The 15998-nt window shown below is 74.8% G+C and carries 5 protein-coding genes; 4 read left to right on the top strand and 1 reads right to left on the bottom strand.

All coding sequences use genetic code 11. The features are described from left to right. Positions 1 to 1320 (bottom strand): protein kinase, encoded by a 1320-nt coding sequence (locus ACFXAE_RS25910; protein WP_384718977.1) that lies wholly within the window; start codon positions 1318 to 1320, stop codon positions 1 to 3. Between the two features lie 468 nt (positions 1321 to 1788). Here ACFXAE_RS25910 and ACFXAE_RS25905 point away from each other — a divergent pair, with 468 nt between their 5' ends. The 4 genes from ACFXAE_RS25905 (at position 1789) to ACFXAE_RS25890 (ending at position 15843) form a co-directional block, all read left to right on the top strand. After that, a complete protein-coding gene (locus tag ACFXAE_RS25905) occupies positions 1789 to 10422 on the top strand; it encodes an amino acid adenylation domain-containing protein (RefSeq protein ID WP_384718975.1) in 8634 nt (2877 codons plus the stop codon). Then, positions 10415 to 14326 carry a type I polyketide synthase gene (locus tag ACFXAE_RS25900; protein WP_384718973.1) on the top strand — a complete coding sequence of 1304 codons (3912 nt, stop codon included), beginning with the start codon at positions 10415 to 10417 and terminating at the stop codon, positions 14324 to 14326. Before ACFXAE_RS25905 ends, ACFXAE_RS25900 begins: the two co-directional genes overlap by 8 nt. Positions 14327 to 14348: 22 nt before the next feature. After that, positions 14349 to 15578, top strand: coding sequence for a crotonyl-CoA carboxylase/reductase (gene ccrA / locus ACFXAE_RS25895; RefSeq protein ID WP_384718971.1), 1230 nt, complete (start codon positions 14349 to 14351; stop codon positions 15576 to 15578). A 67-nt stretch (positions 15579 to 15645) separates the two neighbouring features. Further along, positions 15646 to 15843: an antitoxin gene (locus ACFXAE_RS25890; protein WP_384718969.1), complete on the top strand. Its 198-nt coding sequence runs from the start codon at positions 15646 to 15648 to the stop codon at positions 15841 to 15843. Positions 15844 to 15998 lie beyond the last annotated feature (155 nt).

Below are 15998 nucleotides of genomic sequence, written 5' to 3'. Positions count from 1 at the left end.
TCAGCCCGTGGCCACCCGGGCGGGCCCGGCGTTCGCCGTGGTCGCGAAGCGGAACAGCCCGGCGCGCACGTCGTCGCGGAACGCCCTCATGAAGGACGGGCTGTAACAGGCGGTGGAGTGCGGGAACTCGATGGAGAGCCGGCCTTCGAAGGAGACGACGCACGCCATGAGGGGGCTGCGTCCCGCCTGCGGGAAGTAGTGCTCGCGGGCCGGCACCAGACGCACGTCGACCGCTCGCAGTCCGCTCGGCAGGCGGGGACCGGGGACGACGCCCATGTTGGTGGCGATGACCGTGGCCAGCTGCAGAGCGGGGTTGCGGGGGATCTCCGGCGTGATGCGCATCTCGTGGAAGTGGTCTTTGCGGGAGAGGAAGTCGCTCAGACGCCCGTGCACGGTCCGGGCCAGCTGGAGCGGCTCGGAGGACTCGGACACGTCCAGGGTCTGCAGGTGGGTGGTGACCGCGGGGACCGGCGCGGAGGCGGGCAGCGGCGGGGACAGCCGCGAGCGCAGGTCGACCGGGGAGAGACAGCCGAGGGTGCGGGGCCCGTTGCCGTCCAGGCGCCGCCGGGCCGTCGCCAGCAGCGTCGCGGCGATCAGCGCGTGCACGGAGACGCCCGCGCCGCGCGCCGTCCGGCGCAGCCGCGAGGTGAGGTCTGCGTCCAGGGTCAGCCTGCGGACCTCGATGTGCCCGTCCGGGCCGGTCTCCCGGCCGCCCGCGGACGGGCGTGACACGTCATACGGCACCAGCGCGACCGGGCGCCGCCGTATCTCCTCGATGCGGCCGTCGAGGTACTCCGCCGTGTCGGCGTCGTCGGCCGGCGGCAGCAGCCGGCTGACGGGCTCGGGCCAGCGCGGCAGGCCGGGGTCGGCGCCCTCGGCGCCGGGCTCCCCGTCGACCAGCGCACGGTAGTGGTCCCACAGGGCGTTGTGCAGCGCGATGCCGCTGTGGCCGTCGACGACCGTGTGGTCCACCACCAGCACGAACAGGTGGCTCTCGCCGCCCGGTGCGCTGACCAGGACGGCACGGCTCAGCGGTCCCCCGACCGGGAGGGGCCGGTTCAGTTCCGCGGTGTAGGCCTCCGTCTCGTCGCCGGTCCGTGTGACCAGCCGGGGCCGCCCGTCCTCACCGAGAAGGCGCAGTACGTGGCCTGCGCCGTCCTGTTCGATGCGGGAGCGCAGCGGCGGGTTCGCCTCCGTGGTGGCGTCGAACGCGGCCGACAGCGCCGCCACGTCCACGGGACCGCGCAGGGCGCAGGACAGCACGGCTCTGCTCCTCTGGCCCACATAGAGCGTCTCGACCGGACACAACGCACGGTGCATGCCGTCAGCCTTCTTTCCGTCGTTCGTCCCCGGGGGTCCGAGGGCCCGGGACCGGTGTGCCGCCGCGGCTTCAGGGGGGTGTGCCGGGCCTTTCGAGAGTGCACTGCGGAACGCGGCGGATTCCAGCGGAGAACCCGGTGAGACACAAAGTCACTTGTTTTCCCTAGAATTTGAGCCGGGGCGCGCACTCCCCGGCTCCGCGATTTTCAGGGAAATCCCTGAATCCGCCTCCCCGGAAGCCGGTTTGCCTTGACCCGGCCGGTTCCGTTGCCCCACCGTGCTGTGCCGTGAGACCGGGGCGGGTAACCGATTCCCTGCCCTCGGCGTGCGGCACTCCTTTTCCGCTCCGTGGGCCGGCCCTGCGCGTTCACCCACGCGAGGGCGGCACGGAGCGGGGGCCGCACCCGTCCGATCCGGCCGGGCCCCTTCCGTCCGGGACATTACGGCTTGCCACGTGAGGGTTGTGCTATGTCACTCCAGGAGGACGAACGTCGACCGCTGTCCGGAGCGCAGGAGGGCCTCTGGTACGCCGGGCGGCTCGCATCGGACAGCGCCGCGTACAACACCGCGGAGGCGGTGGAGATCCACGGCCCCCTCGACATCGCCCTGTTCGAGACCGCGCTTCGGCACACCGTCGGCGAGGCCGACACCTTCGCCCTGCGCTTCACCGACGGCGACGACGGCCCCTATTGCCGGCTCGCCCCGGACGCGGACGACTGGACCCTGCACCGGGTCGACGTCAGCGGCGCGGAGGATCCCGGGGCCGCCGCGTGGTCCCATGTCCGCGCCGATCTCGCGGTCCCCGTGGACCTCGAGAAGGGCCCGCTGTTCGCACACACCCTGCTGACCCTGGCCCCCGACCGCCACCTCTGGCTGCTGAGGGCCCATCACCTCCTGCTCGACGGTTACAGCTACAAGCTCCTCGGGCGGCGCCTGGCCGAGACGTACAACGCCCTGGCCGAAGGGCGAGAGCCGGACCCCCGCGGCTTCGTGCCGGTGAGCCGGCTCCAGGAGGAGGAGGCGGCCTACCGCGCCTCCGACGCGTACGCCCGTGACCGCGACCACTGGGCGCGGCGCCTGGCCGGCCTGCCGGAACCCGCCCGGCTCACCTCCCGTACGGCCGCCCCCACCGCGCCCTTCCTGCGCCGCACCGCCGAACTGACGCCCGCCGAGACCGAGGCCCTCGACGCCGCCGCGGCCCGCCTCGGCGTCCGGCGCACCGACCTGCTGACCGCCGCCACCGCCGCCTACCTGCACGGGATGACCGGCGCCGCCGACCTGGTGCTGGGCCTGGCCACGATGAGCCGGCTCGGCAGCGCCGCCCTGCGCACCCCGGGCACCGCCTCCGACGTCCTCCCGCTGCGCGTCGCCGCCGCACCCGGCACGCCCGTGGCGGAGCTGGCCCGGGCCGTGGCGGACGAACTGAAGGCCTTGCGCCGCCACCAGCGCTACCGGGGCGAGTTCCTCCGCCGCGACCTGGGGCTGCTGGGCACCGGACGCCGACTGTACGGGCCGGTGCTCAACATCGTCCCGTTCGACGAGTCCCCGGTCTTCGGCGGTCACCCCACCACCTGGCATCACCTGTCCGGCGGAGCCGTCGACGACCTGCAGATCTCGGTGCGTCCCGGTGCCCGCTCCGGCGGGCTGTGGCTGGCCTTCGACGCCAACCCCGCGCTGTACGAGGAGGACGAACTCGCCCTGCACCGCGACCGGTTCGTCACGCTGCTGCACCGGCTGGCCGAGGTGGAGCCCGCGACCCCACTGCGCGACCTGGACCTCCTGCTGCCGGGCGAACACCCCCGCGACACCCCCGTACGCGCTTTTCCCGTCGAGCGGACCCTCACCGGGCTCTTCGAGGAGCGGGTGGCGGCCGGCCCCGAGCGCACCGCCGTCACCTGCGGAGGCGAACGGCTCACGTACGCCGCACTCAACGCCGAGGCCAACCGCCTGGCCCGGCTGCTGACCGAGTACGGCGCCGGCCCGGGCCGGGTGGTGGCCCTGGCCCTGGAGCGCGGAACGCGGCTGCTGCCCGCCCTGCTGGCCGTGCTCAAGACCGGCGCCGCCTACCTGCCCCTGGACCCCGGCCACCCGGCCGAGCGGCTGCGGCTCGTCGTCGAGGACACGGCCCCCGCCGTCCTCGTCACCGAGCAGGCCCACGCCCGCCTCGCCGGGGACACCGTCCCCGCCGTCCTGCTGGACGATCCGGCGGTCGCGGCCGACCTCGCCCGCCGCTCCCACGCCGACCTGAGCGACGCCGACCGGCACGGGCCGGTGAACCCCTCCGACATCGCGTACATCATCCACACCTCCGGCTCCACCGGCCGCCCCAAGGGCGTGCCCGTCCCGCACGCGGCCGTCGTCCGGCTCTTCGCCGCCGCGGCCGAACACTTCGACTTCCGCGCCGACGACGCGTGGACGCTGTTCCACTCCTACGCCTTCGACTTCTCCGTCTGGGAGATCTGGGGCGCCCTGCTGCACGGCGGCCGGGTCGTCGTCGTGCCGTACTCCGTCAGCCGCTCGCCCCGGGAGTTCCTGGAACTGCTGCACCACGAAGGCGTGACCGTCCTCAGCCAGACGCCGTCCGCGTTCGAGCAGCTCGTCGACGCCGACCTCGAACGGGGCGGGGACACCGGGGCGTTGCGTTACGTCGTCTTCGGCGGCGAGGCCCTGCGCCCGGCGCGGCTGCGCCCCTGGGCCGACCGGCACGGCCTGGACCGCCCGGCGCTGGTGAACATGTACGGCATCACCGAGACGACCGTGCACGTCACCCACCACCGCCTCACCCGGGCCGACCTGGACGACCCGCGCCGCGGCAGCGTCATCGGCACCCCCCTCGCCGACCTGCGCGTCCACCTGCTGGACCCCGGGGGGCACCCGGTGCCGCCCGGCGCGACCGGCGAGATGTACGTCTCCGGCGCCGGCGTCGCCGCCGGGTACCTGAACCGGTCCGAGCTGACCGCCGAACGCTTCCTCGACGACCCCTACGGCCCGCCCGGCACCCGCATGTACCGTTCCGGCGACCTGGCCCGGCGCCGCCCCGACGGCACGCTGGACTACCTCGGACGCGCCGACGCCCAGATACAGCTGCGCGGCTTCCGCGTCGAACCCGGCGAGATCGAGGCCGTCCTCGCCGCCCACCCGGGCGTCGCGCGCACCGCCGTCGTACCCCGCCGCTCCGCCAACGGCGCGCTGCACCTCGTCGCCTACACCGTCCCCGCGGGCGACGAACCCGCGAGCCCCTCCGCACTGCGCGCCCACGCCGCCGCCCACCTGCCCGAGCACATGGTGCCGGCCGTCTGCGTCCCCGTGGACGCGCTGCCGCTGACCGCGAACGGCAAGCTCGACGTCCGGGCCCTGCCCGCCCCCGACTTCACCGCCGCCGCTTCCGGCACCCGCCCCGGAACACCGCAACAGGCCCTGGTGTGCGCCCTTTTCGAGGCCGTGCTGAAACTTTCCCAGGGCTCCGTGGGCACCGACGTCAACTTCTTCGACCTGGGCGGCGACTCCCTCCTCGCCACCCGGCTGCTGGCCCGTCTACGACACGAGACCGGCGCCGAGATCCCCATCACCGCCCTGTTCGAGACGCCGACCCCGGCCGCCCTCGCCCAGCGCGTCGTCGCAGGGGCGGACGGCGCCCCGCCCCGGCCGGTTCTCGGCGGCCTCGTACGCCCGCAGCGGGTGCCGCTGTCCTTCGCCCAGGAACGCATGTGGTTCCTGAACCGGCTCGACGAAGGCGCGGCCACCTACAACATCCCGCTCCTCGTCCCCGTCGGCACCGATCTCGACACCGAGGCGCTCCAGGAGGCCCTGGGCGACCTGGCCGACCGCCACGAGATCCTGCGGACGGTGATCGCCGAGCACGACGGCTCCCCCTGCCAGCGCATCCTGCCGCCGGGGGAGCTCCGCCCGGTGCTGCGGCACGTCTACTGCCCCGCCGCGGAGACCGCCGCGCACGTCACCGCCGCGCTGCGGCACCCCTTCGACCTGACCGCCGAAAGTCCCCTCGCCGTCTGGCTCCTGGGCACCACACTGCTGTTCGTCCTGCACCACAGCGCCGCCGACGGCTGGTCGCTGCGCCCCTTCGCCGAGGACCTGAGCACCGCCTACGCCGCCCGCCGCGACGGCCGGGCACCCGCGTGGGCCCCGCTGCCCGCGCAGTACGCCGACTACGCGCTGTGGCAACGCGCCCTGCTGGCCTCCGCGCCGGACGGACCGGGACGGCTGGAACGGCTCACCGCCCACTGGCGCACCGCGCTGGACGGGCTGCCCGACGAGTGCACCCTGCCCGGCGACCGGCCCCGGCCCACCGCGCCGGGCGGCGCCGGCGCGCACGTCGGGACATCCGTCGACGCCGCCCTGCACCGCGCCCTGCTGCGCCTCGCCGACCACGAGGGCGCCAGCCTGTTCATGGTGCTGCACGCCGCCGTCAGCGCCCTGCTCACCCGCTGCGGCGCCGGCGAGGACATCGTCCTCGGCACACCCGTCGCGGGCCGCACCGAACCCGCGCTGGATCCGCTGATCGGGCTGATCAGCAACACCCTGGTGCTGCGCGCCGACACCTCCGGCGACCCCGCCTTCCGGGACCTCCTCGCCCGGCTGCGCACCGCCGACCTGTCCGCCCTCGACCACCAGGACCTGCCCTTCGACCGGCTGGTGAACGAACTGAACCCGCCCCGCACCCCCGGCCGGCACCCCCTGTTCCAGGTGATGCTGGCCCTGCAGAACAACGCACCCGCCGTCCTCGAACTCGACAGCACCCGCGCCGAGTTGCGGCCCACCGCCACCGGCACCGCCAAGTTCGACCTCTTCGTGGACGTCCAGGAACACCGCACCCCTGAGGGCACTCCCGGCGGCCTGACGCTGCACGTCGAGTACGCCACCGACCTCTACGACGCCGGAACCGCCGAGGCGTTCGCCCACGCCCTGCACGGCATCCTGCGCACGGTGAGCGCCGACTCCGCGGTCCGCCTCACGGACCTGCCCGCACCCCCCGGGCGCACCCCCGCCCCGCCGGCGTTCAGCCCGGCGGAACTGGAGGACACGGCCCTCGCCCTGCCCGGCATCCGCGACGCCCGTGCCCTGCCCGGCGCCGACGGCACCCCACCGCGCCTGTACGTGGTGCCCGGGCGGCCGGACGCCGCCGAACGCCTCGAGGACGCACTGGAGCGCGCGGGCCACGGCACCGTTCGCGTCACGGCGGTCAACGCGCTGCCCCGCACGGAGGACGGCGCCGTCGACACCGAGGCGCTGCGCGCCCTGCCCGCCGTCGACCGCACGGCCGCCGGGACCTGGCGGGAGCGCCTGACCACCCTCGCCGGCGTCACCACCGCCGAGGTGTCGGTGCAGAACACACCCGAGGAACTGGACCGCCGTCACACCGGCCTGCCCGACCGCACCACCGGCCCCGCCCCCGCCGCCCGCACCGCCGGCGCGTCCGCCGCCCCGGCGCTCAGCGAGGGCCCCGCGCTGCGGGAGCCGTCCGTGCCGAGCTGGGCCGAGGCCCTGCGGCGCGCCGCCGAACGGGACCGGGGCGACATCGTCCACGTCCACGCCGACGGCAGCGAACACCGGCACACCTACGCGTCCCTGATCCCCGAGGCCTCCCGCGTCCTGGCCGGCCTGCGCCGGGCGGGACTGCGCCCGGGCGACCAGGTCATCCTCCAGTGCGACGCCACCGAGGACTTCCTCGCCGTGCTGTGGGGCTGCGTCCTCGGCGGCTTCGTCGCCGTCCCGCTGACCGTCCCCACCTCCTACGACACGCCGTCCGCGGCCCTGACCAAGCTGGAGGGCATCTGGCGGATGCTCGGCCGGCCGTGGATCGTGTGCTCCGCCGACCGCCAGGCGGGGCTGCGCGCCCTGGCCTCACGGCAGGAGTGGCCCGGGCCGCGCATCACCACGGCCGACGCGCTGCGCGAGGCGCCCGAGGACCATGACTGGCATCCCGCCGAGCCGGACGACCTCCTGCTGATGCTCATGACCTCCGGCAGCACCGGCCTGCCCAAGGCGGTGCGGCTCACCCACCGCAATGTGCTGACCCGCTCCGCCGCCACCGAGCAGATGAACACGCTCGGCACGGACGACGTCTCCCTGAACTGGATCCCGCTCGACCACGTCACCGGCGTGGTGATGTTCCACCTGCGGGACGTCTACCTCGGCTGCCGCCAGATCCACGCCCCCACCTCCTGGATCCTCCAGGACCCGCTGCGCTGGATGGACCTCGCCGACCGGCACCGCGTCACCGTCACCTGGGCGCCCAACTTCGCCTTCGGTCTCCTCGCCGAGCAGTCCCACCGCTTCACCGGCCGCGCCTGGGACCTGTCCCCGATGCGGCTGGTGATGAACGCCGGCGAGGTCGTCGTCGCCTCCGCCGCCCGCCGGTTCCTGCACACACTGAAACCGTTCGGCCTGCCGCAGGACGTGATGCACCCCGGCTGGGGCATGTCCGAGACCTGCTCCGTGGTCACCGACGCCGTCCTGCCCGGCGAACCCCCCGCCGACGAGGGCACGTTCGTCAGCTGCGGCCGGCCCTACCCCGGCTTCGCCATGCGCATCGTCGACGACACCGGCACGGTCCGCGCCGAGGAGGACGCCGGCCGGCTCCAGGTCCGCGGCACCTCGGTGACCGGCGGCTACCACGACAACCCGGCCGCCAACGCGGAGGCGTTCACCGAGGACGGCTGGTTCGACACCGGTGACCTGGCGTTCCTGCGGGCCGGCGAGCTGTACATCACCGGCCGGGCCAAGGACGTCATCATCGTCAACGGCGTCAACCACTACAGCCACGAGATCGAGGCCTGCGTCGAGGAACTTCCGTGCGTGGAGCGGAGCTTCACCGCCGCGGTCGCGGTGCGCACCGACCCGTCGTCGCCCACCGACGAACTGGCCCTGTTCTTCCACCTCACCGCCGAAGCCGCCGCCGACCCGGCCGGCCCCCTGCGCCGGATCGCCGGCAAGGTCACCCGGGAGATCGGCATCAGCCCGGCCTTCCTGATCCCGGTCGAGCGGCAGACCGTGCCCAAGACCGAGATCGGCAAGATCCAGCGCACCAAGCTGCGCAAGGGCCTCGAGGCGGGCGACTTCGACGAGGAGGTCCGCCGGACCCAGCTGCTGCTGGGCAGCGCGGCCACCGTCCCCGACTGGTTCCTGCGACCGGTGTGGCAGCGGGCGGAACGCCCCGAAGCCCGTACGGCGACGGCCGGCCGGCACACCCTCGTCCTGGCGGGCGGCGACCCCGAGGCCGGCAAGCTCGCGGAACGTCTCGCCGGCGCGCTGCGATCCGGCGGGGGTCTGTGCACGGTGGCCGGCGAGGGGACGTCGTACGACCGGCTCGACGCCGCTCGCTACCGCGTGCGGCCCGCCGAGGAGAGCGACCACGCCGCGCTGCTGCGGCAGCTCGAGCACGACGGACGACCGGTCGACGCCGTCCTGTACCTCGACGGGCTGCGCGGCGCGGCGGACCCCGGGACGGCGCCGGACGACACGACCGGTGCGGAGCGGCTGCTCGCGTTCGCACGCGCCCTCTCCGCCCGGCAGCGCCCCGTCGACCTGCTGTACGTCACGGCGGGCGCGCAGGCCGTACGTCCGGGCGACCTCCCCTCCCCGGCCCATGCCATGGCGGGCGCGCTCCTCAAGTCACTGGCCGAGGAGTCCGGCCGGCTGCGCGCCACGCACCTCGACCTCGCGGCGGACGAGGGTGCGGACCCCCTGCCCGTCCTGCTGGCCGAGGCGACGGTCACCGCGGACGCCGCGGAGGTGGCGTACCGCGACGGGCACCGGTACGTACGCCGCCTCGCCCCCCTGCCCGGCACCCCGCCCCGCGCCGAGGCGCCCGCGCACGACGGCTTCACCCTGCTCACCGGCGGACTGGGTGGCGTCGGCGCCGAGATCGCGGCGCATCTGCTGCGCACCCCCGGCACCCGGCTGCTGATCGTGGGCCGCACACCGGCAGCCGAGGCCGTGGTTCCGCCGCGGCTGCGCGAGCTGGGCGAGGTCCGCTACGCCCGTGCCGACGTCACCGACGAACGCCAGGTGCGCGCCGCCGTGGAGGCCGCCGCCGAAGCGTGGGGCATGCCCCTGGGGTCGGTGCTGCACCTGGCGGGCACCCTCGTGGAACGCCCCGTGGGCGAGCTGGACACCGCCACCTGGCGCCGGGCGCTTCGGGCGAAGGTGCGCGGCGCGTGGATGCTGCACCGCATCACCGCCGACCACCCGGTCGGCTCCTTCGTCACCTTCTCCTCGGTGAACGGCTTCTTCGGCGGCGCCATGAACGCCGCCTACGCCGCCGCCAACGCCTGCCTGGACGCGCTCGCCCACTACCGCCGCGGTCTCGGCCTGCCCGCACAGTCCCTGGCCTGGAGCATGTGGCGCGAGCGCGGCATGAGCCGCGGCTACGGGCTCACCGCTCTCACCGAGGCCCGCGGCTACCGGCTGCTCGACGTCACCGCGGCGCTGCGCTCCTTCGACCTGGCCCGCTCCCTGGACGAGCCGCACCTGCTGATCGGCGCCGACCGCACCGCCCCCTGGGTCCGCAGCCACGTCGTGGCCCCCGTGCGCCAGGTGCGGCGCCTGTCCGCCCGCGTCGGCCTGGCGGACGGCACGGACCTGGGCGCCCTGTACCGCGCGGCGTCCGACGGCATCCGCGCGGCCGGCCTGTCCGACGAGTGGGAGCTGCGCTCGGCGGGCACCACGGCACGCCCCGACGCGACGGAGGCGGGGGAGGAACTGCGGCGGCTGGAGGACCGGCTCGCCGAGGTGTGGTGCGGTGTCCTGGGCCGCGACCGGGTGGGCCGCGACGAGAACTTCTTCGACCTGGGCGGCAACTCCCTGCTCCTGGTCACCGCCCGGACCGGCGTCAACCGCGCCTTCGGCACCGACTTGCCGGTGGTCGACCTGTTCGCCCACCCCACCGTCCGGGACCTGGCACGCCACCTGTCGGAGCACCTCGGCGCCGGTACCGGGCCCGACGCCGGACCGGCACGGCGGCCCGAGTCCGCCCCGTCACCGCGCGGGGCCCTGGACCGCGCCAAGGACCAGGCACAACGCCAACGCGCCGCCCGCGCCCGCCGGTCCGCACGGCACGGCACGGAGCGTGACCGTGCCTGACACCACCGGGCCGGGAGGGAACGAGGCGACGTCCGTGCAGCACACCACCGAGCCGGGAGAGAACGAGGCACAGACCATGCACGACACCACCGCACCTCACGACGACGACCTCCCCGCCGTCGCCGTCATCGGCATGGCGGGCCGTTTCCCCGGCGCCGACGACCTCGACGCCTTCTGGGACAACCTCGCCGCCGGACGGGAGTCCGTCCGGCCCGTCACCGACGAGGAATTCCTCGCCGCCGGCGGCGACCCGGACGACCTGGGCGATCCGACGCTGATCCGGATGGCGTCGGTCGTCGGGGGCATCGACCGCTTCGACGCCGGGTTCTTCGGCTACAGCCCCGCCGAGGCCGCCGTCGTCGACCCCCAGCAGCGGCTGCTGCTGGAGACGGCCTACCACGCCCTGGAGGACGCCGGCTGCCTCGGCGAGAACCGTACGGGCGAGGCGTTCGGCGTGTACGCGGGCGCGGGCGACAGCCGGTACTACCCGGCCCACGTGTACCCGCGCTTCGCCGGGCAGCCCGGCTCGGTGGCGCTCGTCCACGCCGCCACCGCCAACTCCCTGGGCACCCTCGCCACCCGCGTCTCCTACGAACTCGGCCTCACCGGACCCAGCGTCTCCCTGCAGACGGCCTGCTCCACCGCGCTGGTCGCCGTGCACACCGCCTGCCAGGACCTGCTGGACCACCGCTGCGACACCGCCCTGGCCGCCGCCGTCTCCCTCAACCCCTCGGCCGTACTGGGCTACCGCCACGTACCCGACGGGCCGTTCTCACCCGACGGGCACTGCCGCGCCTTCGCCGCGGACGCCGCCGGCACCTCCTCCGGCGACGGGGTCGGAGCCGTCGTGCTCAAGCGACTGGAGGACGCCCTCGCCGACGGCGACCGCGTCCGCGCCGTCATCCGCGGCAGCGCCGTCAACAACGACGGCCGCCGCAAGGTCGGCTTCAGCGCGCCCAGCACCGCCGGACAGACCGAGGTCGTCCTCGCCGCGCAGGCCCAGGCCGAGGTCGACGCCGGCACCATCGGCCTGATCGAGGCGCACGGCACCGCCACCAGACTCGGCGACCCGATCGAGGTGTCCGCCCTGACGGAGGCCTTCCGGCACAGCACGGACCGGACCGGGTTCTGTGCGCTCGGCTCGGTCAAGACCAACATCGGCCACCTCGGAGCCGCCGCCGGCATCGCCGGACTCATCAAGGCGATCCTGGCCCTGGAACACCGGCAGATCCCGCCGAGCCTGCACTTCGACCGTCCCAACCCGCTCATCGACTTCGACGCGAGCCCCTTCCGCGTGCCCACCGCCCTGGAGGACTGGCCCGAGGGCGGCCATCCCCGCCGCGCCGCCGTCAGCGCCTTCGGCATCGGCGGCACCAACGCCCACGTCATCCTGGAGGAGGCACCGCCCGCCGCCCCGGCCGCACCGCGCCCGCCCGAGGAGGTCCGCCGCCTGGTGCTGCCGCTGTCGGCGCGCACCGCCGGCGCCCTGCGCGGCCAGGCCGAGGCGCTCGCCCGGCACCTCGAACGCCGTCCGCGGCTGCGCCTGGACGACGTGGCCCACTCCCTGCGCACCGACCGGCCCGCACTGCGCCACCGGCTCACCGTCACGGCGGCCACCCGCGAGGAGGCCCTCGACGCGCTGCGCTCCGCCGCCCCGGCCACCCCGCCGCTCCCCGACGACCCCGCCCGCGTCGCGTTCCTGCTGCCCGGCGGGGGCACCCAGTACCCGGGCATGGGCAAGGACCTGTACCGCGACCACACCGTCTACCGCGACACCGTCGACGAGTGCGCCCGCATCCTGCGGTCCGTCCTCGGCGCCGACCTGCGCACCGCCCTCTTCGAGGAACAACGGCCCGACGACACCTCCGCGTTCCTGGGGCTCGTCGTCACCGAGTACGCCCTGGCCCGTACGCTCATGGAGTCCGGCGTGCGCCCCGACGCGCTGATCGGCCACTCGCTCGGCGAATACACGGCCGCCTGCCTTGCCGGCGTCATCGACCTCGCGGACATGCTGCCCCTGGTCACCGAACGCATCCGGCTCATCGGCTCCGCCGGCGGAGCCACCGTCGGCGTCGCCGCCCCCGCCGGGGACATCCGGCCGCTGCTCGACGCCGGCCTGTCCCTCGCCGCCGTCAACGGACCCGGCGCCTGCACCGTCGCCGGGCACCTCGACGCGATCACCCGCTTCGAGGCCGAACTCACCCGCCGCGCAGTCCCGTTCCGCCGTCTGCGCATTCCCGTCGCGGCCCACTCCCACGTCCTCGACCCGGTCCTGCCGGCCTACGAGGCCCACCTGCGCCAGGTCACCCTGCGTCCGCCGCGCATCCCGTACGTCACGAACGTCACCGGCACCTGGGCCACCGACGCGCAGGCCACCTCCGTACGGCACTGGATCGACCACACCCGCGACACCGTGCGGTTCGCCGACGGCATCACCGCCCTGTGGGACCGGCTGCACCCCGTCCTCGTGGAGATCGGCCCGGGCGACACCCTGACCAAGCTCGCCACCGGCCGGCTCACCGACGAGGCACCGGTGACGGTGACCACCATGCGGCACGCCAAGGCCGAGGCGTCCGACGGGTTCGTCCTCACCGAAGCGCTGGGGCGGCTGTGGAGCGCGGGCGTGGACAGCGCCCTCCCCCCGGTGCCGGGCACGCCCCGGCGGGCGCCGCTGCCGCCGTACGCCTTCGAACGGCGGCGCCACTGGATCGACGCGCCCGGCGCCCGGACGGACCCCGGCACGTCCGACGACGCCCCGGCCGCGGCGGGCCCCGGCCTCGCCCCCCGTCCCCGGCTGACGACCGAGCACGTACCGCCGCGCACCGACCGCGAACGGGAGGTCGTCCGGCTCTGGGAGGAGACCCTGGGCGTCGGCGGCATCGGGCTGCACGACAACCTCTTCGACCTCGGCGGCGACTCGATGCGCGCCGTGCTGCTGGCGGGCCGGCTGCGCCAGGCCGGTGTCCTCGACGTCCCGGCCGCGGCCCTGCTGGCCGCGCCGACCGTGGCCGGGGTCCTCGCCACGGCCGACCAGCCGGACGAGGAGACGCCGGACGGCGGCGCTCCTGCGCTCGGCCCGCTGCTGCCGCTGCGCGCCGAGGGCACCGCCACGCCCCTGTTCTGCGTCCACCCCGGCGCGGGCGTCGCCTGGCGCTACACGGGCCTGCTGCCCCATCTCGGCGGCGACCAGCCCGTCCACGGCATCCAGGCGGTCGGCCTCGACGGCACCCGGCCGCCCGCACCGGACGCCGCCGCCATGGTCGCCGGCTACCTCGACCTGGTACGCCGGGTGCAACCCCACGGCCCGTACCGGCTGCTGGGCTGGTCCTACGGCGGATTCGTCGCGCACGCCATGGCCTGTGCCCTGCAACGCGACGGCGAGCAGGTCGAACTGCTCGCCATGCTCGACGCGCCCCAGCCGCACGGCACGGCCCACGACCCCGACGCGGCCGAACGCCAGGTCGCGGCCCTGCTGTCCAGGGTGACCGGCCTCCCGGCCGACACGGGGGCCACGGTGGAGGCCCTCCTGGACCGGATCGACGCCCGTGTCACGGCCGACCCGGCGAGCGCCCCCGTCACGCGCGCCGAGGCCGCCGCCATCGCCGCCGTGATGCGCAACAACCTGCGCATCGCGCCCCAGTTCGCCCCCGGCGTCTACCGCGGTGACGTGCTGTTCTTCAGCGCCGCCGAGGAACAGCCCACCGACTTCCCGGCCGACCTGGCGGTGCTGCCGGGAAAGGCCGACAGCTGGCGGCCCCACGTCGACGGAACCCTCCACGACCACCGCGTGCCCTGCGGCCACTACGAGATGACCGAACCCGAACCGATCGCCCGCATCGGCGAAGCGGTCGCCAAGGCCCTGCGCGGCCTCGGTGACCGGGCCGCCACACCCCCTTCCCCGTGAACCCGCGTTGAGGAGAACCAGCGTGAGAGCGACCCAGGACCTCTACGAACTCGGCGACGCGCCCGAGATCGGCACCGTACCGAAGCAGATGTACGCCTCGCTCATCCGCCGTGAGCGTTACGGACAGCCCGTCGACGCCTTCCGTACCGAGGTGGTCGACGTCCCGCCCGTGGGACGCGGACAGGTCCTGGTGAAGGTGATGGCGGCCGGCATCAACTACAACAACGTCTGGGCGGCACTGGGTTCGCCGCTCGACGTGATCGCCGCCCGGCAGAGGGCCGGCGCCACCGAGGACTTCCACATCGGCGGCTCCGACCTGTCCGGGATCGTGTGGGCGGTCGGCGAGGACGTGCGCGGGGTGCGGCTCGGCGACGAGGTCGTCGTCCTCGCCAACCGCTGGGACGAAAGGGCCGAGGACATCCGCCTCGGCGGCGACCCCACCTGGTCCGGTAGCCAGCGGGTGTGGGGCTACGAGGAGAACTACGGCTCCTTCGCCCAGTTCGCCGTCGTCGACGACTACATGTGCCACCCCAAGCCCGCCCGGCTGTCCTGGACGGAGGCCGCCTGTTACATGGCGACCGCCGCCACCGCCTACCGCCAGCTCTTCGGCTGGCCGCCGCACACGGTGCGCCCCGGCGACCCGGTGCTGATCTGGGGCGGCGCCGGCGGTCTCGGCTGCATCGCCATCCAGCTCGTCCGGCACGTCGGCGGCATCCCCGTCGCGGTCGTCTCCAGCGAGGAACGCGGCGAATTCTGCCTCAAGCTGGGCGCCGAGGGCTTCATCGACCGGCGGAAGTTCGACCACTGGGGGCGGCTGCCGGACACCACCGACGAGGCGGCGACGGACCGCTGGCTGTCGGGCGCCCGCGCCTTCGGGCGGGCCTTCTGGGAGGTGCTGGGCGAGCGCCGCAGCCCGCGCATCGTGCTGGAGCACTCCGGCGCCGACACCGTCCCCACGTCCCTGTACCTGTGCGACAACGGCGGCATGGTCGTCCTGTGCGGCGGCACCACCGGCTACAACGGCGACGTCGATCTGCGTTTTCTGTGGATGCGGCAGAAGCGCCTGCAGGGCTCGCACGTCGCCACGGCCCGCGAGGCACGTGAGGTCACCCGGCTGATCGACCAGGGGATCATCGACCCCTGCCTGTCCCGGACCTTCGCTTTCGACGAGATCGGGCTCGCCCACCAGCTCATCCACGACAACCGGCACCCGGCGGGGAACATGGCCGCCCGGGTGGGCGACACGGGGTGAATCACACGCGTTCTGAGGGGTACCTGCGGCGATGTACGACATACGCGCACCCCCGGAGGTACCCCCCATGGGCAAGCTGGGCGACATGATGAACAAGGCCAAGCAGATGGCCAAGGGCCATCCCGACCAGGCCGACAAGGGCGTCTCGGGCGCCGAGCGCATGGTCGACGAGCGCACGGGCCGCAAGTACGACGCCAGGACCGACAAGGCCGCCGACGCGGTGCGGCGTTCCTACCGGGACGGCGGCACGCCGCCGGAGCGCTGACCCGGCCCGGGGGCCGCCCCCCCCCCGCCCCCCGCGGGGGGGGGGGGGCTGGGGGGTGCGCTTAGGTGACCCCGCCCCCGCGCCGCGGCCGGTGCCGGTGACGGCGTCGCGGCTGCGTACGGTGCTGGCGGAAGCGGCGGTGGAGCGGGTCGGGT

It is taken from the genome of Streptomyces sp. NPDC059454, assembly GCF_042749965.1.
GTDB lineage: Bacteria > Actinomycetota > Actinomycetes > Streptomycetales > Streptomycetaceae > Streptomyces.
The sequence above is the reverse complement of the archived record's forward strand: the minus strand, read 5'-3'. Positions and strand labels throughout refer to the sequence as shown.

Excerpts from the sequence above, each read along its gene's own strand:
- ACFXAE_RS25910 (WP_384718977.1), bottom strand. The coding sequence starts at position 1,320 with ATGCACCGTGCGTTGTGTCCGGTCGAGACGCTCTATGTGGGCCAGAGG.
- ACFXAE_RS25905 (WP_384718975.1), top strand. The coding sequence starts at position 1,789 with ATGTCACTCCAGGAGGACGAACGTCGACCGCTGTCCGGAGCGCAGGAG.
- ACFXAE_RS25890 (WP_384718969.1), top strand. The coding sequence starts at position 15,646 with ATGGGCAAGCTGGGCGACATGATGAACAAGGCCAAGCAGATGGCCAAG.